This window comes from Zoogloea sp. JDB1, assembly GCF_056724025.1.
Genome location: NZ_CM161496.1, coordinates 3,674,655 through 3,695,607 on the forward strand (window position 1 = coordinate 3,674,655; position 20,953 = coordinate 3,695,607).

Below are 20,953 nucleotides of genomic sequence, written 5' to 3' on the forward strand. Positions count from 1 at the left end.
CAAACGGATCAGTCCGCGCTGTGGGGCGTGACGATCGATGTCGGTATCCACATCTCGAAAATGTTGCTGTCTTCCCCCGTCCGACCCTCGATGTCGCCTTGGTGCGCGCGGAGGATGGAACGGGTGATCGCAAGGCCCAGTCCGGCGCCATCGCCCGAATGGCGGCGCGATGCGTCCACACGGTAGAAGCGATCAAAGAGACGGGACAGGTGTTCTGTCGGGATAGGCTCCCCGGTGTTCTCGACGGCGAGGTGGACGGTTTCGGTGTCGGTGTTGTCGCATATGACGCTGACCGTTACGGTGATGTGCCCACCCGATGGCGTGTAGCGAAGCGCGTTGGATAGAAGGTTGCCGATGGCGCGTCGGAGCATCAGCCGGTCTCCGGTCACCCATCCTGAACCTTCTAGCTTGAGGGCCACGCCGTTCTCTTCGGCCAGGGCCCCGTAAAAATCGAACAGGGCCATGACCTCGTCCGCCAGATCAAAGGTTTCCTGACCTGGCACGATGAGACCATTTTCCGACTTGGCCAGGAACAGCATGTCCGAGATCATGCGCGAGAGGCGTTCGTACTCCTCGGCGTTGGATTCCAGCACTTCCCGGTACTCGCCTGATGTGCGGGTCTTCGAGAGTGCCACCTGGGTTTGCGTCATCAGGTTGCTGACTGGCGTGCGGAGTTCGTGGGCCAGATCGGACGAGAAGTCCGAGAGACGCGTGAAGGACTCCTCCAGCCGGGCCAGCATGTCGTTGAGGGATTCGGCCAACTCGGCCAGTTCGACCGGCACGGTGTCCACTGGCAGGCGCTGGTCAAGATGCTGGGCGCTCACTTCCGTTGCCCTCCGTCTCATCTCGCGCAGAGGTGCCAAGCCTCGGCGGGCGACGAACCAGCCGAGCAGACCGGTTGCGGCCGTGCCGCCCACGATGACGAGCCACAGTGTCCTCATGAACGAGTCCATGAAATTGCGGTGATGGGAGATATCTGTCGCCACTGCGACAACGGCCGGCGGCCACGACGGCACCCCGGTCGGCACCTCGGCCGCAATGCCCCGGAAAGGCATTTGTCCATCCACTTGCCAGACGTAGGGGTGATTGACCCCGGCCGTCTTGACACGATCCAGCAGCGGTTGAGGGAAAGGCGCGCCTTCGGTCGCAAACAGGGTGCGCCCATCCGGTCCCTTGAGTGCGACGACCAGGCCGTGATGTCCGATCAGTGAGTCATCCATCTGCTGGGGAATGGCCGCCAGGTCCGTGGGTGAGCGGACCTTCGCCATGGCATGGCGAATCAGTTCAAGTTTGCCGGTCAAGGCCTCCATGTCCTGTTCTTCGAAGTGGTGTTCGACGGACTGGGCCACGATCAACCCCAGAACCAGCAACACGGCCGTCGAGGCTGCCGCAAAAAGCAGGGTCAGGCGGAAGGTCAGGGACTTGCGGCGGACGCTCGTGCGCACTATTCGCTCTCCTGTTCTTCCAGCACATAGCCCATGCCCCGCACAGTGCGAATCAGCTTGGGCTCGAAGCCGTCGTCGATCTTGGCGCGAAGGCGGCGCACGGCCACTTCGATCACGTTGGTGTCGCTGTCAAAGTTCATGTCCCATACCTGCGATGCGATCAACGAGCGCGGGAGCACTTCGCCACGTCGTCGTAGCAACAGTTCAAGGAGGGCAAACTCCTTGGCGGTCAGATCAATCCGCCGACCTGCTCGGGTGACACGCCGACGCGGGAGATCCAGCTCGAGGTCGGCTGCTCGCAAGGCATCGACTTCCTTGTTCTTCACACCACGGCGTAGCAGTGTGCGCACCCGGGCCAGGAGCTCCGAGAAGGCGAAGGGCTTCACGAGGTAATCGTCAGCGCCCAGCTCCAGCCCCTTGACCCGGTCATCAACGCTGTCTTTGGCGGTCAGAAACAAGATCGGCATCTCCTTGCCAGCCTTGCGCAGGGCCTGCAGGACGCGCCAGCCATCGAGTCCCGGCAACATCACGTCGAGCACGATGAGATCGTAGGCTTCGTTCATTCCACAATGCAGTCCGTCCATGCCATCCCGGACCAAATCCACATTGAAGCCGGCCTCGACCAGCCCTTGCTTGAGGTAGTCCCCGGTTTTGGGTTCGTCCTCGACGATCAGTATTTTCATGGTCTTCCTCGCTTCCCGCTCATACGGCTGGCGCTAGTGTGGCGCAACGCACTTCCGTTTTTTCCAAGATTACAAAGATGTAATTCGTGGGTCAGTCTCCTGTCGGTTTTTGCGCCGCACACTGCTCGCCATGGGAACGCCAGATTCCCAAGCCCTCCTTTTGACCCCATGGAGAAGACCGATGCGATCCTTTCTGCTCGGGCTGTCTGCGCTTGCCTTGATGAAAAGCGCCTGGGCGGCCGCGCCGCCCTCGCTGGAGGCCCCCTCCAGTACATCCTCTTATGTGTCCTCCCTGTCGGATTACCACGCTTGGTCGGAACCGCCGGTCGGGCCGTGGCGCGCCGCCAATGAATCGGTCCAGCGCGGAATGGATGCACATGCAGCCCCCTCTACGCCTGACCAGCCCGCTGAGGCTCGTGAAGCCCGTGAGGCTTTGCAGAAAAAGGGCGATGCGGCGCCGACGACGCCGGCCATGCCGCCTGCCGGCCATCATCATTAGGAGGCCGCCATGCGCTCATACCTATCCGTACGCCCCCTGGGGCTGATCAAGACCCTGACCGTGCTGGTGCTCGGCACGCTGACCCTCAGCGGCTGTGCCAGCTTTTCTGAGGACGGAGGCTTCGGCACGGTCCGGGATACGACCCGTGCCCGAATCGGCGCCGATGCCCGCTGGGCCAGAGACGATGCGGACCGCAAGGAGGTCGATGCCCGCGTCGCCGAATTGCTGACCAAGCCGCTGACGGTGGAGGACGCGGTTCAGGTCGCCATCTATAACAACCGCGGGCTGCGCGCGTCGTTCTACGAGCTTGGCATCAGCGAAGCTGAAATGGTCCAGGCCGGGCGGCTGCCCAACCCCCATTTCTCCATGCTGCGTGCCAGTCGAGCCGAGAATGGTGTGCGCGAGTTCAAGATCGAACAGGTACTGACCTTCAACCTGTTTGCGCTGATCACGATGCCCATGGCTGTTGAGGTCGAGAAGCGGAATTTCGCCCAGACCCAGCGCATGACGGCGCTGGAGGTTGCCCGGGTGGCCTCGGAGACGCGCAAAGCCTACTTCGGTGCGATCGCCGCGGAGGAGTCGGTGCGTTACCTCCGGAAAGTCAGGCAAGCTGCAGAAGCGGGTGCCGGACTGGCTCGCAAGATGGCCGAGGTCGGTAATTTCAATCGCTTGCAGCAGGCGCGTGAGCAAGGCTTCTATGCCTCAGCCGCTCTCGATCTGGCTCGCGCAGAGCAAGCCCATATCGCGGCGCGGGAACGCTTGACCAAGCTGCTCGGTCTGCCGTCGCCACAGTCGATTCGGCTCCCCGAGCGCCTGCCGGATCTGCCCAAGGCACCCGACGAACTGCCGGCCGTTGAACAGACCGCGCTTGATCAGCGCCTGGATCTCCAGGCCGTCCGTCTCGAAACGGAAGCGCTGGCCAAGAACCTTGGCCTTACCCAGGCCACGCGCTTCATCAACGTGCTGGAGTTCGGTCCGGCGCGCGTCCTGGAGGGGACGCGGGACAGTGGCTACAAACGCGGCTACGAAGTGAGTTTCGAGCTCCCACTCTTCGATTTTGGCGGCAGCAAGGTCGCCAAGGCCGAAGCCATCTATGGGCAAGCAATCGAACGCGCGGCCGAGGCGGCAATCAATGCCCGTTCGGAAGTCCGCGAAGCCTACTCGGCGTACCGCAGCAGCTTCGATATCGCCAAGCACTACCGGGACGAAATCGTACCGCTCAACAAGCGGATCGCCGAAGAGAACCTGCTGCGCTACAACGGCATGCTGATCGGGGTGTTCGATCTGTTGGCCGACGCCCGTTCCCAGATCACCAGCGTGAACAGCTACATCGAGTCCTTGCGTGACTACTGGATCGCCCAAAGCGATCTGCAGATGGCCCTGATCGGTAAGCCGTCCCTGGCTCCTGCCGCACGCACCGCACCGGCCAGCACCGGCCGTCCGGATCACTGAACCGAAAGGACATCCGATGACATCACGTCGCGCATTTATCCAAAGTCTGGGGCTGACCGGAGGTGCCGTTGCCGCGGCTTCGGTGAGTCCGGTGGCCATGGCCGCCTTGCCGGAACTGATCACGAAGAATGATCCAAACACGGCACCGCCGCATCTTCCCCGCGGAGTCACTGGCGCAGGCCGGCCCTACAACCCGGTGGTTACCCTCAATGGTTGGACCCTGCCATGGCGCATGAACAAGGGGGTCAAGGAGTTTCACCTCGTAGCCGAACCGGTTGTGCGCGAGATCGCCCCCGGGATGAATGCCCACCTATGGGGTTACAACGGACAAAGCCCCGGCCCTACCATTGAAGTGGTCGAAGGCGATCGGGTCCGCATTTTCGTCACCAACCGCCTGCCCGAGCACACCACCATCCATTGGCACGGACAGCGCCTGCCCAATGGAATGGATGGTGTCGGCGGGCTCACCCAGCCTCAGATCCCGCCGGGCAAGACCTTCGTCTACGAGTTCGTGGCACGCCGCCCGGGTACCTTCATGTATCACCCCCACGCGGATGAGATGACCCAGATGGCGATGGGCATGATGGGCTTCTGGGTCACCCATCCGAAGGACCGCCATCCGCTCATCGATGACGTAGACCGGGACTTCTGTTTTCTCCTGAACGCCTACGACATCGATCCGGGCAGCTATACGCCCAAGGTGAACACGATGCTCGACTTCAACTTGTGGACCTTCAACAGCCGGGCCTTCCCGGGCATCGATTCCCTCAACGTGCGCCAGAACGATCGCGTGCGGATCCGCGTGGGCAACCTGACGATGACGAATCATCCGATTCACCTGCATGGCCATGAATTCACGGTGACCGGCACGGATGGTGGCCCGACCCCCAAGGGCGCCCGCTGGCCGGAAGTGACCACCGACATTGCTGTCGGGCAGATGCGCCAGGTCGAATTCATTGCCAGCGAACCGGGGGACTGGGCGTTCCATTGCCACAAGAGCCACCACACGATGAATGCGATGGGGCACGACGTGCCGACGATGATCGGCGTCGATCACCGGGAGGCCGCCAAGCAGATCACCGATCTCATCCCCGACTACATGGTGATGGGTGAGCGCGGCATGGCTGACATGGGGGAAATGGAAATGCCGCTGCCGGACAACACCCTTCCGATGATGACAGGCCAAGGCCCCTATGGCGCGGTGGAAATGGGCGGCATGTTCACCGTCCTGAAGGTCCGTGCCGAGCAGAAAGCCGGCGATTACGCCGACCCCAGCTGGTACAAGCAACCGCCCGGAACCCGCGCTTACGAATGGACGGGGCCCGCTGCCGAGCCTCCCCGTGCAAACACCCAGGGAGGGCAGTCCATGCCCGCGCAGGGTAAGCCGGCGGCAACCGACGTGCACGTCCGCAAGCCCGGTCCGCATACGGGGCACTGAATCCCATTCACCATAGCTCGAACTGAGGAGCCCCATCATGAACAAGACCCTGATCACCGTTGCGGCGCTGGCTGCCGTGGGCGCGGCCTCGGGCGCCGTCGCCCTTTACGCCGGCGCCATCAACATCGCGGCCGATGAGCCGCATCATCCGCTGACCTACCGTTTGCTGGAGTTCGCCCGGGAACGCTCCATCGCCGTTCGGGCAGGAGACATCAAACCGCCCATCGATCTGGTCAATCCCGAACGGGTCCGCCGCGGCTCCGGCAACTACGACGCGATGTGCGTGGGCTGCCACCTGTCTCCGGATGCGGACGATTCGGAAATCCGCAAGGGGCTGTATCCGACGCCGCCCAGGTTGGCTGAGAAGCCGGCTGCCGCGCTCGATCCGCAATTTGCCGAGGCGCGCCAGTTCTGGATCATCAAGCACGGAATCAAAGCCTCCGGGATGCCGGCCTGGTCCAAGGGCGGGATGGAAGATGAGGCGATCTGGGATCTGGTCGCGTTCGTTCAGAAGCTCCCCGGGCTGACCGCTGCCGATTATCGGACCCTGGTTGCTTCCAGCGAGGGGCACAGCCATGGTGGGCTCGATGGGCATCACGATGGGCACGCGCATGGCGACGACCCTGGTCATCATGATCACGACGGTCCTGACCACGCCGACCATGCTGACCCTCGCGCGGAAGCGCCGACATCGGCGCCGCCCACCGAGAAGAAGGGCCACACCCATCCGCCCGGCTTCAAGCATAACCACTGACGCCGCGCCAAGATTACCGAAATGTAATTTTTGGGACAGCTTCCCGTCGGGGAGCGCTTGCCAAAATGAGTCATCCCATCACCCAAGGAATCGCCATGAAACTGCAGACACTGATCGTGTCCTCCGTCCTGAGCTTGATGGCAGGCTCGGTACTGGCTGGAGCGCCGGTCGATGTGTACAAAAGTCCGTACTGCGGTTGCTGCGGGAAATGGGTAGAGCACCTGCGCGCCCGGGGCTTCGAGGTCAGGACGCACGATGTGACCGACGTTCCGGGGCAGCGCAAGAAGCTCGGCATGCCGGAAGCCTACGGCTCGTGCCATACGGCCAAAGTCGGCAACTACCTCATCGAAGGGCATGTCCCGGCTGCTGACGTCGAGCGCTTGCTGAAAGAGAAGCCGCAAGCCATTGGTCTTGCCGTGCCGTCGATGCCGCCGGGCTCCCCAGGGATGGAGAGCGACCGGCCAATGCCCTACGAGACGCTGCTCGTGCGTACCGATGGCTCAAGCCGCGTGTTTGCCCGCCACTGATCATTCAATTGCGTTCATCTGGATCAAATCATGAAAACGACCCTTGGAATCGTCTTTGCCGTCCTTGTCGGCACCGTCAGTCTGCCGGCCTTTGCGGACAACGAAACGCCCGACGCGGCGGCCCACAACCATGCGGGCCACGGTATGGCTGCATCTCAAATGACCGAAGGTCTGGTGAAGAAGGTCGATAAGTCGGCCGGCAAACTCACACTGTCCCACGGCCCGCTGCCGAACGGCATGCCGGGGATGACCATGGTGTTCCGCGTGAAGGATCCGGCCTGGCTGGATCAGGTGAAGGCCGGGGACACAATCCATTTCATGGCAGAGCAGATCAACGGCGCCATGACCGTCGTGCACTTGCAGCGCGACTAAGTTGCTTCGCGATGTCGGAAGCGCGGGGAAGCACCCGCCTTCCAGGCGTCACCGTCCAGGGAGTGGAACATGAGAATACGAGGCAGGCGGATGCGGTGGGCCGCCATCGCGTTGTTGGGCGCATTCAGTTGGGTAGCTCAGGCACAGGAGGCCCCAATCGGCGCCGACGTGGATTCGCTGCTGAACTATGCCCGCAGTCGCAACCCCGACTACGCGGCGATGCGGTTTGAAGCTGACGCCGCCACAGAGCGCATCGTGCCCGCCGGTGCGCTGCCCGACCCGAAGTTCCGTACCGAACTGCGCGACATCACGCGCATGGGCGAACAGAATCCGGCGCTGCTGCCGGCCCAGGTCGGCAGCACGCGCTACCTGCTGATGCAGGACGTGCCCTGGCTCGGCAAGCGGGATCTGAAGCGGGAGATCGCTGAACTCGATGCCCGCGGCGCCGAAGGGCGTGCCAGCGGCACCTGGGCGGAACTGGCCGCCCGCATCAAGACCGCCTATTCGCAGCTCCAGTACGTCTATCGCAACGAGCAGCTGACCCGCGAAATCCTCGACCTGATGGTCCGTCTCGAGAAGATCGCCCAGGTGCGCTACGCCGGCGGACTGGCCGCTCAACAGGACGTGATCCGTGCCCAGGTCGAACAGACCAGCATGAAAAATGAGTTGGTCGCCCTGCAGAACGAACGTCGGCAACTGCAGGCGCGCCTGAATGCCCTTCTTGCAAGGCCGACTTCCTCTCCCTTGGCGGCCCCGGAGCGCCTGCGGACACTGCCCGCGCCCGCTCAACTCGATCCGACGACCCTGGAAGAGCGGGCACGGACGAAGAACCCACAGATCTTTGCCGACGAAGCCCGCATTCGCTCGGCGGAGAAGAGTCGCGAACTCACTTACAAGAACCGCTACCCCGACTTCACGCTCGGTGTCTCGCCAATCCAGTACCAGGGCGCGGTGCGTGAATGGGAATTGATGGTGGAACTGAACCTGCCGCTACAGCAGGGCAGCCGCCGGGCCCAGGAGCGGGAGTCCGAGGCCATGCTGTCTGCCGCCAAGGCCCGCCGCGACGCGACCGCCAATCAGGTGCTGGGTGATCTGGCCGAGAACCTGTCCGGTTTCGATGCGGCTCGCCGGACCGAGAACCTGGCCTCAACGAGCCTCTTGCCGCAATCTGAACTCACTTTCAAGGCGGCCCTCGCCGGGTACGAGACCGGCAAGGTGGACTTCGCCACTTTGCTCGACGCCCAGCGGCAGATCCGGCAGGCCCGACAGTCCCAAATCAAGGCCCAGGCCGAAGCACAGATACGCCTTGCCGACATCGAACGCATTCTTGGAGAAGACCTATGAAAACAGGCGCAGGCATTGCGGTCGGCCTTGCTGTCACGTTGGCTGCCGGCGGCGGTTACTGGTTCGGGCAGCGCCCCATGGCGAGCCATGGGGCGCCGGCAGCCTCAGTCGCAGCGGTCCCCGCGGAGGGCGCGAAGAAGGAGCGCAAGCTGTTGTACTACCGCAATCCGATGGGCCTGCCGGATACCTCACCGACGCCCAAGAAGGACCCGATGGGAATGGACTACATCCCAGTCTATGAAGGCGAGGCGGACGAGACGCCCGCAGCAGCCAGATGGATCAAGATCAGTACCGAGAAAGTGCAAAAGCTTGGTGTGCGTACCGAGGTCGCCGAACTGCGTTCTCTGGACCGCACGGTACGGGCCGCTGGCCGCATTGAGATCGATGAACGACGCAGTTTCGCCATCGCCCCGAAGTTCGAGGGCTACGTCGAGCGTCTGCACGTGAACGTGACTGGCCAGCCGGTCGCCCAAGGCCAGCCGCTGTTCGAGGTCTACAGCCCGGAACTGGTGTCCGCCCAACGGGAATACGCCATCGCCGCCCAGGGTGTCGAAGCGCTCAAGGGGGCCGGCAGCGAAGCGCAGAGCGGCATGAAGCAGCTCGCCGAATCCAGCCTGCTGCGCCTGCGCAACTGGGACATTTCGGAGGAGCAGATCCGCGCCCTCGCCAAGTCGGGCGCGACCAAGCGCACGCTGACCTTCCGCTCGCCGGTGGCCGGTATCGTCACCGAGAAGAAGGCGCTGCAAGGCATGCGCTTCATGCCCGGCGACACCTTGTACCAGGTGGCCGATCTGTCGTCGGTATGGGTCATCGCCGACGTCTTCGAGCAGGACATTGGCCAGGTGCGTAGCGGCGCGCTGGCCAAGGTGCGCATCAACGCCTATCCGGACAAGATCTTCGAGGGCAAGGTGAGCTATGTCTATCCGACCTTGAATGCGGAAACGCGGACCGTGCCCGTCCGGGTCGAGCTCGCCAACCCGGGGCAACTCCTGAAACCCGCGATGTTTGCGCAGGTAGAAGTGCCGGTGGGGGGCAAGGGCCAGGTCGTGACCGTGCCGAATTCGGCGGTGATTGATAGCGGCACTCGCCAGATCGTCCTCGTCGCCCACGGCGAAGGGCGCTTCGAGCCGCGGGACGTGAAGCTGGGTGGGCGTAGCGAGAACCATATCGAAGTGATGGATGGCGTCAAGGCCGGCGAAAAGGTGGTCGTCGCCGCCAACTTCCTGATCGATGCGGAAAGCAACCTGAAAGCGGCGGTCGGTGGCTTTGGTCATTCGGGCCATGGTGGTGCACCGAAGTCCGGAAAGGACGGCGAGAAGCCTGCGGCGGCGCCCCAAGCGGCCGGGCACCGGGCTGAAGGCACGGTGGACAGTGTCGATGCCAAGGACGGGACGGTCAGCTTGAGTCACGGCCCGGTTGCCAGCCTCAAGTGGCCGGCGATGACCATGGAGTTCAAGGTGGCCAATCCGTCGCTGCTCCAGGCCTTGAAGCCGGGCGTTAAGGTGGAGGTTGAATTCGTCGAGCGCCAGCCCGGCGAATGGGTCATCACCTCGGCGGCCCCGGCCGGCAAGGCGGCCGCCTCGGCGCCGGCAGCCAATCCTCACGCCGGCCACTGACACGGGATCCATCATGTTGGCCAAAATCATCGACTGGTCGGGCCGGAACCGCTTCCTGGTTCTGCTCGCCACACTGTTCATTCTCGCGGCTGGGGTGTTTGCGGTGCTGCGTACGCCCATCGACGCGCTGCCCGACCTCTCCGACGTGCAGGTCATCGTCTACACCGAATACCCCGGCCAGGCGCCGCAGGTGGTCGAGGACCAGGTGACCTACCCGCTCACCACGGCCATGCTGTCGGTGCCCAAATCGAAGGTCGTGCGCGGCTTCTCGTTCTTCGGTGCGTCCTTCGTCTACATCATTTTCGAAGACGGCACCGACATCTACTGGGCCCGCTCGCGGGTCCTCGAATACCTCAACTTCGCCGCGGGCCGCATGCCCAAGGGCGTGACACCCCAGATCGGCCCGGACGCCACCGGCGTCGGCTGGGTCTATCAATACGCGCTGATCGCCAAGGAGAAGACCCTTGCCGAGCTGCGTACGATCCAGGACTGGTATCTGCGCTACCAGCTGGCCAAGGCCCACGGCGTCGCCGAGGTGGCCTCCATCGGCGGCTTCGTGCAAACCTACCAGGTCACCGTCGATCCGGTGAAGCTGCGCGCCTACGGCATTCCGCTGATGAAGGTCGCCCAGGTGATCCGCGACTCCAACCGGGACGTCGGCGGCCGCGTGGTGGAGATGGCCGAGACCGAGTACATGGTGCGCGGCAAGGGCTACCTGCGCGGCAAGGCGGACATTGAACGGCTGGTGGTGAAGGCTGACAAGGGCACGCCGGTGCTGGTCCGCGACATCGCCCGCGTCGAGCTGGCGCCGGACGAACGCCGCGGCCTCACCGAGCTGAACGGCGACGGCGAGGTGGTGGCCGGCATCGCCATGGCCCGCTACGGACAGAACGCGCTGGAGGTCATCCACAACCTGAAGGACAAGATCGCCGAGATCGGGCCCGGCCTGCCGGAAGGCGTGTCGGTGCAGACCGTCTATGACCGCTCCGAGCTGATCCACCGGGCCATCGAGACCCTGAAGGGCACGCTGATCGAGGAGTCGATCATCGTGGCGCTAGTCTGCGTGGTCTTCCTGCTCCATGTGCGCAGCGCGCTGGTGGCGATCCTGATGTTGCCGGTGGGCGTGCTGATGGCCTTCATCGCGATGCGCCTGCTGGGCATGAACTCCAACCTGATGAGCCTGGGTGGCATCGCCATTGCGATCGGCGCAATGATCGACGCCGCCATCGTGATGATCGAGAACGCCCACAAGCACCTGGAGCGCCTGCCGGACGGCCACACCACGGCCGAACGTTTCGAAGCCATGCTGGCCGCCTGCAAGGAGGTCGGCCCGGCGCTGTTCTTCTCGCTCTTGATCATCACCGTCTCCTTCCTGCCGGTGTTCACGCTGGAAGGCCAGGAAGGCCGCCTGTTCTCGCCGCTGGCCTACACCAAGACCTTCTCGATGGCCGGCGCCGCGTTCTTGTCCGTCACCTTGGTGCCGGTGCTGATGCTGCTGTTCATCCGCGGCAAGATCATGCCGGAGGCCAAGAACCCGGTGAACCGGGTGTTGATCTGGCTGTACCGGCCCATCATCGCAGCAGTGATGCGCTGGAAGAAGCTGACCATCGTACTGGCAATGCTCGCCTTGGGCGTGTCGATCTATCCGGCCTCGCGTCTTGGCTCGGAGTTCATGCCGACCTTGAACGAAGGCACCTTGCTCTACATGCCAGCCTCCCTGCCGGGCATGTCGATCACCAAGGCTGCCGAGCTGATGCAGACCCAGGACAAAATCATCAAGAGTTTCCCGGAAGTGGAGTCGGTGTTCGGCAAGGCCGGTCGCGCCAACACGGCGACCGATCCGGCGCCGACGGAGATGTTCGAGACCGTCATCAACCTCAAGCCCCAATCCGAATGGCGGCCGGGCATGACCACCGACAAGCTGATCTCAGAAATGGACAAGGCCCTGCAGTTCCCCGGCGTCGCCAATGCCTGGACGATGCCGATCAAGGCCCGCACCGACATGCTGTCCACCGGCATCCGCACGCCGATCGGCATCAAGGTCTTCGGCAAGGATCTCGCTGAAATGGAGAAACTGGCCAAAGAGATCGAGGCGGTCGTCAAAACGGTGCCGGGCACCACCAGCGCCTTCGCCGAGCGCATCACCGGCGGCTTCTACCTCAACATCGAGCCCGACCGGGAGCAACTGGCCCGCTACGGCCTGGCCGTCGGCGACCTGCAGGATGTGATCGGCAGCGCGCTGGGCGGCGAGATGGTGACCACCACCGTCGAAGGCCGCGAGCGCTTCGGCGTCACGGTGCGCTACCCGCGTGAGCTGCGTTCCGACCCGCAGCAGATCGCCCGCGAAGTGCTGGTGCCGACCATGGGGGGCACGATGGTGCCGCTGGGACAGTTGGCGAAGGTCATGGTGGCGAAAGGCACCCCGGGCATCCGCACCGAGAACGCCTTGTTGTCGGCCTATATCTTTGTGGACATCCGTGACCGGGACATCGGCGGTTACGTGGCGGATGCCAAGAAGGCCGTCGCCGCGCAAATCAAGTTCCCGCCGGGCTACTACGTGACCTGGAGCGGCCAGTTCGAGTTCATGGAGCGCGCGATCGAGAAGATGAAGATCGTCATCCCGATCACGCTGCTGACGATCTTCCTGCTGCTCTATCTGAACTTCCGGCGCATCACCGAAACCTTGATCGTCATGCTGTCGGTGCCTTTCGCGCTGGTCGGTGGCGTGTGGCTGATGTGGCTGCTCGGCTACAACCTGTCCGTCGCGGTGGCGGTCGGCTTCATCGCGTTGGCTGGCGTGGCGGCGGAGACCGGTGTGGTGATGCTGATCTACCTGGATCACGCCTGGGAAGCGCTCAAGGCCCGCTGCCGCGAGGAAGGCCGCGCACCCCACGTGGGCGACCTGTACGAGGCGGTGATGGAAGGCGCCGTCGAGCGCGTCCGCCCGAAGATGATGACGGTCGTCGCGATCATGGCCGGCCTCTTGCCGATCATGTGGGGCACTGGCACCGGCTCGGAAGTGATGAGCCGCATCGCCGCACCGATGGTCGGCGGGATGATTTCCTCCACCGTCCTGACCCTCGCCGTGATCCCGGCCATCTACGCGCTGGTCAAGCAATGGCGGCTGGGACGTGGGCTGGAGGGGTAGCCATAAACAAGGAGGCTCAGATGAACGCGCGCACGCAAACCCAACGGGACCCAGTGTGCGGCATGACGGTGAGTGATGGCGCTCACACCACGGTCTACCATGGGGTGACCTTCCATTTCTGCTCGGCCCAGTGCCTGGCGCACTTTCTGGAGGCACCGGCCTTATTCGCCGGTGCAGTCCGCGGGGAGGATATTCGGGCCATGCCCAAGCGCCGCCTGTTGCGCATCGCGACGGGTGCAGCCCTTGACGAGACCTGCCGCCGACTCCAGGCAATGATGGGGGTGAGCGCGATTCGGGCCGAGGCGGATCGGCTGCACATCGACTATGACCTGCGCCGGGTGTCCCTTTCCCAGATCGAAGCCGAAATACAGGCGGCGGGCATCGTCCTGAAAGGTGGCCTACACGCACTGCGCCGTAGCCTGTGGCGCTTCACCGAGCACAATGAACTGCAGAACGCGGCCCGCACCGGGCCCCAGGCTTGCTGCAACCGGCCGCCCACGCCGCGCTGAGTGTGTCCTTCACTTTAGGAGGCCGTGATGATCGACTCCCGTGAATCGTCTCAAACTGGAACGGATGCCCAGGCCCACGTTCATCACCGCCGCGGTCGATGGATGTGGTGGCTGTTTGCCGCGATGGCCCTGTTCTACCTGTTGGCGGAACACCGTGCCCATCTGTTCGGCGTTCTGCCCTATCTGCTGGTGCTGGCCTGTCCCCTGATGCACCGCTTCATGCATGGGCACCATGGCCACAGGCATGACCATGTGGCCGAAGACAAGGGAGATCACCATGAACAGCCATGACGGTGATTATGGATTGTGGGCGCTGGTCGTCATCAATTCGCTTTTCTTCATCCTGTTTGCCGCGAGCTACTTCAAGCCGAAGAGCAAACAGGACTGGCGCACGCTGGGCCTGTTTTCAGCGTTTGTCGTCGCGCTGTTTACCGAGATGTATGGTTTTCCGCTGACCATCTATCTGCTCTCGGGTTGGCTCGCGGAGCATTTTCCCGGGATCAACTGGCTCTCCCATGATGCGGGGCATCTGCCGGAAATGATTTTCGGGTGGAAGGCCAATCCCCACTTTGGTCCTTTCCACATCCTGTCCAGCCTCTTCATCATCGGCGGTTTTTGGCTACTCGCGGACGCCTGGCCGGTGCTCTACGAGGCGCAGAAAGCCGGGAGACTGGCCTCCACCGGTCCCTATGGCCGCATCCGTCATCCCCAGTACGCCGCCTTCATCCTGATCATGATCGGCTTCCTGTTTCAGTGGCCAACCTTGCTGACGCTGATTCTCTTTCCCGTCTTGCTCGTGACCTATGTCCGTCTTGCCAAGCGGGAGGAATCGCAGGCGCTGGAGACTTTCGGCGATGCGTATCGCGACTACATGCGCAGAACCCCCGGATGGTGGCCGGCTTTCAAGGAGCGTCGGTCCCCCAACTGAATTCGACGCACACACATAAGGAGCTGCCATGACCTCCGCCGCTTCCGGGCATCGTCACGACCATGCCCACTCTCATTCCCCCTCTGGTCCCCACGCTACGGGGCCGGAGACAGCGACAGATCCCGTCTGCGGAATGAAGGTCAAACCCGAGTCGGCCTTTCAGAGCGAATTTGCGGGCGCGACCTATCGGTTCTGCAGCAGTCACTGCAAATCCCAGTTCGATTCCGATCCACCGCGCTACGTCCAGCCGCAGGTTGCGGCGCCGAAGGCGGATCCCGAGGCGGAATACACTTGCCCGATGCACCCGGAAGTCCGCCAGATCGGTCCCGGCAACTGTCCGAAATGCGGCATGGCGCTCGAACCGGTGATGCCGGAACTGGCGGCTGAAGACGATACCGGCGAATACCGGGATTTCCGGCGCCGCTTCTGGTCGAGCCTGCCGCTCACCCTGGTCGTGGTCGTGCTGGCGATGGCGGGACATCAACTGACCGATCTATCGCCCGCCTTGCGCAGCAGCCTGGAGATGGCACTCAGCATTCCCGTCGTCCTGTGGGCCGGCTGGCCTTTCTTCGTGCGCGGTGCGCAGTCGATGCTCCATCGCAGTCCGAATATGTGGACGTTGATCAGCCTCGGCACCGGCGCGGCCTTTCTCTACAGTGTCGTCGCCACGCTGGCGCCTGGACTTTTCCCGGAGTCCTTCATGGTCCACGGTCGGATCGGCGTTTACTTCGAAGCGGCGGTCGTCATCATCTCGCTCACGCTGCTGGGGCAGATGCTGGAGCTGCGTGCCCGCTCGCAGACATCGGCGGCGATCAAGTCCCTGCTGGGCCTGGCTCCGAAGACCGCCAGACGCATCCGGGCCGATGGCAGCGAGGAGGACATTCCCCTCAACCACGTCCATGTGGGTGATCTGCTGAGAGTCCGACCGGGCGAGAAAGTCCCGGTGGATGGCGTGGTGGTCGAAGGCGGCAGTGCGGTTGATGAGTCGATGCTCACCGGTGAGCCGCTGCCGGTCAGCAAGCGCGTGGCGGACACGGTGATCGGTGCGACGCTGAACACCTCGGGCAGTCTCGTCATTCGCTCGGAGAAGGTCGGTGCCCAGACCATGCTGGCACAGATCGTCCAGATGGTGGCGCAGGCCCAGCGCTCCCGTGCGCCGATGCAGCGGCTGGCTGACAGTGTGGCCGGCTACTTCGTGCTGGCCGTCGTCACCATCGCCGTTGTCAGCTTCTTCGCCTGGGGGCTGCTCGGTGGTGAGCAAGGTTGGGTCTTCGGGCTCATCAGTGCGGTGTCGGTACTGATCATCGCGTGTCCTTGCGCCCTCGGTTTGGCGACGCCGATGTCGATCATGGTGGCCACGGGCAGAGCCGCCACCCAGGGCATCCTGTTCCGGGATGCGGCGGCCATCGAGCATCTGCGCCGGATCGACACGCTGATCGTCGACAAGACCGGCACGCTGACCGAAGGGCGTCCCGCCTTCGAGCGTGCCATCGCTTTGCAAGGCATGGGCGAGGACGAGATCCTTCGCCTTGCGGCCAGCCTCGACCAGGGCAGCGAGCACCCGCTGGCCGATGCCATCGTGCGAGCGGCCCGCGAGCGGGGACTGACTCTCGATAAGGTCGATGCGTTCGAGTCATCGAGCGGCATCGGCGTCCATGGCATCGTGGGAGGCCGGCGCCTGGCGCTTGGCAATGCGGCGTTGATGGCACAGGAGGGCGTGGCGCTCGACTCCACCGCCGAGCTCGACGCCCTTCGCCACAGCGGTGCCAGCGTGATCCATCTCGCCCGTGACGGGCTCCTTATTGGCCTGCTCGCCGTTTCCGACCCGATCAAGGCGAGCACGCCGGAAGCACTGACGAGCCTGCGGACAGCCGGCTTGCGGGTGGTGATGGCGACTGGCGACGGCTTCACCACCGCACGTTCGGTGGGGGAGCAGTTGGGGATCGAAGAAGTCTATGGAGAGGTCAAACCGGCCGACAAGCTCGCCCTGGTGGCAAGACTGCAGCAAGAAGGACATGTCGTGGCGATGGCCGGCGACGGTATCAACGACGCACCGGCCCTCGCCAAGGCGGATGTCGGCATCGCCATGGGGACCGGCACCGACGTGGCGATGAACAGCGCCCAGCTCACCCTCGTTAAAGGTGACCTGAGAGGCATTGCCCGGGCCCGTGCGCTGTCGGTGGCTACCGTCCGCAATATGCGGCAGAACCTGGCCTTCGCGTTTCTCTACAACGCCCTTGGCGTCCCGATCGCCGCGGGCGTGCTCTATCCAGCCTATGGGCTGGTGCTCTCGCCGATGATCGCGGCGCTGGCGATGAGTTTGTCGTCGGTCAGCGTAGTGGGGAATGCCTTGCGCCTCCGGAGCGCGGAAACAGGCCCGCAGTCTTCCTGACATTTCGAGGACAGCGATGTAATGCTTGGGTCACGCCAGCGTCAGCCGGCCAGTCGCATACTGATCCTGCACATTCATACGGAGGTGACATCATGAAACGCAGTCTTAGCATGACACTCGCGGGTGTCGCACTGGTCCTGTCACTGGGCGCCTGTTCTTCGACGCCGATCACGCCCCCTGTCGCGGAGCTGCCCGAGTTCATCTCGAACGCGTCCACGCCGGCGGATCATCAACGCATCGCCGATTACTTTGCGAAGAAGGCGGCGGGCTACGACGCCGAAGCGAAGCAACACGACAGGATGGCTGTCGCGTATTCGGGGCGTCCCAAGGGCGACGCCGGGCTGTGGGCCTCTCACTGCAGTGCCTTGAGGCTGAAGCTCAAGGAAGCGGCCCAGGAGGCCCGAGTGCTGGAAAAGGCACATCGCGACGCGGCGGCCAGTCTGAGCCAATGAGGGCATGGTGCCCCGGCGGGAGGTGCGGCGGGGTCATCGAAAGCGAGGGGGAAGACCATGCAAGAATCGAATGAAGACCTGCGGGAGCGCCTGCAGGCCCAGTTGGACCTAGCCGCGGGTTTGTGCCGGCTGGGTTTTACTTACGGCGAGCAAGTCGCCACGTTATCCACTGAGGCCGTGCAGAAGTGGGTGCGCCAGGCGGATCACGATGCCGAGGCGCTGATACACGGGGACTTCTCCGTATTCCCGGAAAAGGGTCGGATTGCCGTGGATCACTGGACGGCGCTGCTGTCCTGCACGCTGGAGTTTCAGAAAGCCGTTCTGGCGGCACTTCCAAAGCGCGAGTGAGCATGTGGCGGTCTGGCAACCTGACAAGAATGTAATCGTTGGGTCATGTCTCTGACGGCTAGAAAAGCACACACTGGGCATGTCGGACTCGCCCACCGGCTTCACGAATTTTTTGGATACCCACTTTTGGAGATGCTGTCATGAAACTCAATACCTTCCTTTCGACCGCCCTGATCGCCACCGTCGCAGCCCTGTCCTTTGGCGCGCAGGCCGCAGATGCCGACAAGGCGCCGGCCGAACAAACTGAAAAGCCTGCACCGAAGAAGGTGAAGCCCCATTCCCACATGACCGAGAAGACCGGCGTGCCGGCTCCGACCTCCGAAGCCACGGCTGACAAGCCGGCTCCGGCGAAGGATGCGAAGCGTCACAACCACCAGCGAGACGCTAAGTAAGTTAATCGTTCAGAGGCCCCTCTTTAGGGGCCTCGGTGTTTCCAAAATGAAATCGCACGTCCACGATGAACACGGGAGCCGGTGTTCGTGCCGCATCCTGGCCGAAGCGGTCGGCTGCAAGCCTGAAGCCATCGCCTTTTCGTTCTGCCAGGCGGTGTTGATGAAACGCTGGGTCGTGGAGTGCAACCATGGCTGCATGGACAAGGCGCCGGCACCAAAGCTCAGCAGTAAATGGCACGAGACCGGACCGATCGACCCGGTGAAGGCCATCCTGATCATGAACGAACAGGAGTAAACGGTCATGCCTCTCGTCACTGGCGTCGGGAGTTCTGGATCTGTTCCTGCCGTCGAGAATGGCGGACACAGTGCGCATGGGGCACCGATGAGCGGCGCACCCTCTTTTGCGTCCGCGCTATCCCAGGCATTGGGCCGCGGTACCGTTGGAGCGCCCCCTGCAGGTGCGTCCTTCCCTGTTGCCTCAAGCACGGCGGGGGCCAGTTCGGCTTCGCGCGACACACGGACGGCGCTGGGAACGGGTTTGCAATCCCGACACATTCCCTTGGCAGGTTCGGGGCATCCGAGCCACGACTTTCAACAAGTCGCGATGGGACTGCGAGCGTATCGGCAGCAGATCATCGCGTCGAATATCGCCAATGCCGACACGCCGGGTTACAAGGCCATCGACATCGATTTCCAGGAAGCGCTACGTATTGTCCAGGCATCGGAAACCGTACCTCCGGTTTCCTTGGTTACTACCTCGGCAGGGCATTTGCTTGGGCAAAGTGCCAATCCCCAGGCATCCATCCCGCTCAAATACCATGTGCCCAGCCAGGGCTCGATCGATGGGAACACGGTCGAGATGGATGTCGAGCGCGCCAAATTTGCGGAGAACACGATGATGCTACAGTTTGCAATGGACCGGGTGAGCGGGCACTTCAAGCACGAAATGGAAATGCTCCAGAACCTGAAGTGACACGCTGACGTGAGTACCCCTTTTCCGGAAACCCCCCGTCAGTTGCGCTGGATGCTGGCCATCCGGCTTGGGCTGGCCGCGTTCGTGGTGGCGCTCATCGCCGGCGGTGTTGCCTACTGGATTGGTACCTACCGCGCCGAGCGGGCGGCCTTGGAGCAAGCTACGCGAAGTGCCCGTCATTTCGCGACCCCCGCGATGCAGTTGATCGTCAGTTCCGGTCGGCCCGATGGTCACGACGGGCTGGAGCGTCTGCTCGACAAGAGCCGCTTTGTCGGCCTGCAGGTGTTCGACCGGGCTGGCCGTCAGGTCTATGAGAACTGGGGAACGAGCGCGCCCTCGCTGATCGACGTCCTCCGTACCCAGGCGCTGAAGCGCCCCGAACGCGATCAGATTCACCGGACCTGGCTCGACGTGAGTGCCGAACATCTGATTCACGTGGTTGTCCCGATCACTGACAGCAATGGCCGGCTTGCGGGCTATGTGCGAACGATCAGCCGGCTCGATGCGGAAACCGTCCAGGCCCAGCGGGATCAAGTTCGTACGGGAGCCCTCACTGCCGTCGGGGCCGTGCTGGCCACCGCATTCGTTCTGTACCCGCTGATGCTCGCCATGCTGCGACGCTCCATGGGACTGTCCCGTTCCCTGCTGGACTCGAACCTATCGCTGATCCGCTCCTTGGGTAATGCCGTGGCCAAGAAGGATTCTGGCACCGATGCCCATAACTATCGGGTCACGCTCTACGCGATCGGTCTGGCGGAGGCGCTGAAGGTGTCGGCGGAGGAAATCTCGCATCTGGTCGCCGGCGCCTTTCTGCACGATGTGGGCAAGATCGGCATTCCCGATCACATTCTCCTGAAGGGGGGCGTATTGACGCCCGCTGAACTCCAGATCATGCAGACGCATCCGGTCCTCGGTACGGAGATCGTCACCGGGAACCCCTGGTTGCAGGAGGCCGCGGTGATCATCCGGCACCACCATGAAAGGCTGGACGGCAAGGGATACCCGGACGGTTTGCGAGGTGACGAGATTCCGCTGATTGCTCGCATTTTTGCCGTCGTCGATGTGTTCGATGCGCTGACCTCCGAGCGTTCCTACAAATCCCCGATGGGGTTCGAGGAGGCGATGCAGATCATTGTCCGCGAATCGGGAAGTCATTTTGATCCGCGCATCGTTGGCACCTTCAAGGACATCTCGCCGGCGTTGTACACAACGATCACCGGTGCGGATAGGAAGGGGTTGCAACAGCGCCTGCATGAGGCGCTGTCACGCTATTTCAAGCTGGGTGTAGTGGCATCCGTTGCGTAACTTAAACGAGGGTAGGCTGACACCGGATGCTACGCCATCCCACGGTAGCCTGGTCGTCGCGAGATTTTGGATACACTGTTCAAATGCTTAGATCGGAACTGATGGCTCGACTGGTGTCACGAATGCCGCACGTCGAGTCGGATCGGGTTGAACAGTCGGTCCTTACGATCCTCCGTTCGATGGCCCAGTCGCTCACGGACGGCGGACGGATCGAGATCCGTGATTTTGGGAGCTTCGCCCCCCACCGGCGCGACGCCAGAAACGGGCGCAACCCGAAGACCGGAGACGCGGTGAACATCCCTCCCAAAGTGGTCGTACGATTCAAGGCCGGCAAAGCGCTACGCGAGCGGGTGTAAGAGGCCTTGGAAAAGATCAG

At 63.1% G+C, this 20,953-nt stretch carries 22 protein-coding genes; 20 read left to right on the forward strand and 2 right to left on the reverse strand.

Features of this window, described 5'->3' with window-relative positions:
• Nucleotides 1-8: 8 nt before the first annotated feature.
• On the reverse strand, nt 9-1,445 hold the full coding sequence (locus AC1PPK_RS16545) for a heavy metal sensor histidine kinase (RefSeq protein ID WP_481114112.1): 1,437 nt from the start codon (nt 1,443-1,445) through the stop codon (nt 9-11).
• Complete coding sequence (locus AC1PPK_RS16550; RefSeq protein ID WP_374486942.1) at nt 1,445-2,128, reverse strand: heavy metal response regulator transcription factor; 684 nt, start codon at nt 2,126-2,128, stop codon at nt 1,445-1,447. Before AC1PPK_RS16550 ends, AC1PPK_RS16545 begins: the two co-directional genes overlap by 1 nt.
• A gap of 181 nt (nt 2,129-2,309) precedes the next feature.
• On the opposite strand from AC1PPK_RS16550, the gene AC1PPK_RS16555 reads away from it, so the two are divergent.
• From AC1PPK_RS16555 to AC1PPK_RS16650, 20 genes are all read left to right on the forward strand, one after another.
• Nucleotides 2,310-2,627, forward strand: a complete 318-nt coding sequence (locus tag AC1PPK_RS16555; RefSeq protein WP_481114113.1) for a hypothetical protein — start codon at nt 2,310-2,312, stop codon at nt 2,625-2,627.
• 9 nt (nt 2,628-2,636) lie between these two features.
• Nucleotides 2,637-4,079, forward strand: coding sequence for a TolC family protein (locus AC1PPK_RS16560; RefSeq protein WP_481114114.1), 1,443 nt, complete (start codon nt 2,637-2,639; stop codon nt 4,077-4,079).
• A gap of 16 nt (nt 4,080-4,095) precedes the next feature.
• The gene (locus tag AC1PPK_RS16565) at nt 4,096-5,517 is read left to right on the forward strand and encodes a multicopper oxidase family protein (RefSeq protein ID WP_481114115.1); all 1,422 of its coding nucleotides are present in this window, start codon (nt 4,096-4,098) and stop codon (nt 5,515-5,517) included.
• Nucleotides 5,518-5,554: 37 nt separating this feature from the next.
• On the forward strand, nt 5,555-6,271 hold the full coding sequence (locus tag AC1PPK_RS16570; protein WP_481114116.1) for a c-type cytochrome: 717 nt from the start codon (nt 5,555-5,557) through the stop codon (nt 6,269-6,271).
• Between the two features lie 95 nt (nt 6,272-6,366).
• Nucleotides 6,367-6,798 carry a DUF411 domain-containing protein gene (locus tag AC1PPK_RS16575; protein WP_374487306.1) on the forward strand — a complete coding sequence of 144 codons (432 nt, stop codon included), beginning with the start codon at nt 6,367-6,369 and terminating at the stop codon, nt 6,796-6,798.
• Nucleotides 6,799-6,828: 30 nt separating this feature from the next.
• Nucleotides 6,829-7,170 (forward strand): copper-binding protein, encoded by a 342-nt coding sequence (locus AC1PPK_RS16580; RefSeq protein ID WP_481114117.1) that lies wholly within the window; start codon nt 6,829-6,831, stop codon nt 7,168-7,170.
• Between the two features lie 168 nt (nt 7,171-7,338).
• Complete coding sequence (locus AC1PPK_RS16585) at nt 7,339-8,514, forward strand: TolC family protein (RefSeq protein WP_481114118.1); 1,176 nt, start codon at nt 7,339-7,341, stop codon at nt 8,512-8,514.
• Nucleotides 8,511-10,130 carry an efflux RND transporter periplasmic adaptor subunit gene (locus tag AC1PPK_RS16590; protein WP_481114119.1) on the forward strand — a complete coding sequence of 540 codons (1,620 nt, stop codon included), beginning with the start codon at nt 8,511-8,513 and terminating at the stop codon, nt 10,128-10,130. The genes AC1PPK_RS16585 and AC1PPK_RS16590 overlap by 4 nt, the downstream gene beginning before the upstream one ends.
• 13 nt (nt 10,131-10,143) lie before the next feature.
• Nucleotides 10,144-13,278, forward strand: coding sequence for an efflux RND transporter permease subunit (locus tag AC1PPK_RS16595; RefSeq protein ID WP_481114120.1), 3,135 nt, complete (start codon nt 10,144-10,146; stop codon nt 13,276-13,278).
• Between the two features lie 20 nt (nt 13,279-13,298).
• Nucleotides 13,299-13,787: a YHS domain-containing protein gene (locus AC1PPK_RS16600; RefSeq protein WP_374486935.1), complete on the forward strand. Its 489-nt coding sequence runs from the start codon at nt 13,299-13,301 to the stop codon at nt 13,785-13,787.
• A 27-nt stretch (nt 13,788-13,814) separates the two neighbouring features.
• Nucleotides 13,815-14,078, forward strand: a complete 264-nt coding sequence (locus AC1PPK_RS16605) for a DUF2933 domain-containing protein (RefSeq protein WP_481114121.1) — start codon at nt 13,815-13,817, stop codon at nt 14,076-14,078.
• Nucleotides 14,065-14,715, forward strand: coding sequence for a methyltransferase family protein (locus AC1PPK_RS16610; RefSeq protein ID WP_374487300.1), 651 nt, complete (start codon nt 14,065-14,067; stop codon nt 14,713-14,715). Before AC1PPK_RS16605 ends, AC1PPK_RS16610 begins: the two co-directional genes overlap by 14 nt.
• A 28-nt stretch (nt 14,716-14,743) precedes the next feature.
• On the forward strand, nt 14,744-17,107 hold the full coding sequence (locus AC1PPK_RS16615; protein WP_481114122.1) for a heavy metal translocating P-type ATPase: 2,364 nt from the start codon (nt 14,744-14,746) through the stop codon (nt 17,105-17,107).
• Between the two features lie 92 nt (nt 17,108-17,199).
• Nucleotides 17,200-17,559 carry a hypothetical protein gene (locus AC1PPK_RS16620; protein WP_481114123.1) on the forward strand — a complete coding sequence of 120 codons (360 nt, stop codon included), beginning with the start codon at nt 17,200-17,202 and terminating at the stop codon, nt 17,557-17,559.
• A 57-nt stretch (nt 17,560-17,616) separates the two neighbouring features.
• Entirely contained in the window at nt 17,617-17,907 is a 291-nt protein-coding gene (locus AC1PPK_RS16625) for a hypothetical protein (RefSeq protein WP_481114124.1), read from the forward strand.
• 140 nt (nt 17,908-18,047) lie between these two features.
• Nucleotides 18,048-18,299, forward strand: a complete 252-nt coding sequence (locus AC1PPK_RS16630) for a hypothetical protein (protein WP_481114125.1) — start codon at nt 18,048-18,050, stop codon at nt 18,297-18,299.
• A 46-nt stretch (nt 18,300-18,345) separates the two neighbouring features.
• The gene (locus tag AC1PPK_RS16635; protein ID WP_481114126.1) at nt 18,346-18,594 is read left to right on the forward strand and encodes a hypothetical protein; all 249 of its coding nucleotides are present in this window, start codon (nt 18,346-18,348) and stop codon (nt 18,592-18,594) included.
• A 6-nt stretch (nt 18,595-18,600) separates the two neighbouring features.
• Nucleotides 18,601-19,272: a flagellar basal body rod protein FlgB gene (gene flgB, locus AC1PPK_RS16640; protein ID WP_481114127.1), complete on the forward strand. Its 672-nt coding sequence runs from the start codon at nt 18,601-18,603 to the stop codon at nt 19,270-19,272.
• Between the two features lie 9 nt (nt 19,273-19,281).
• The gene (locus AC1PPK_RS16645; protein ID WP_481114128.1) at nt 19,282-20,577 is read left to right on the forward strand and encodes an HD-GYP domain-containing protein; all 1,296 of its coding nucleotides are present in this window, start codon (nt 19,282-19,284) and stop codon (nt 20,575-20,577) included.
• 83 nt (nt 20,578-20,660) lie between these two features.
• Nucleotides 20,661-20,933, forward strand: a complete 273-nt coding sequence (locus AC1PPK_RS16650; RefSeq protein WP_481114129.1) for an HU family DNA-binding protein — start codon at nt 20,661-20,663, stop codon at nt 20,931-20,933.
• Nucleotides 20,934-20,953 lie beyond the last annotated feature (20 nt).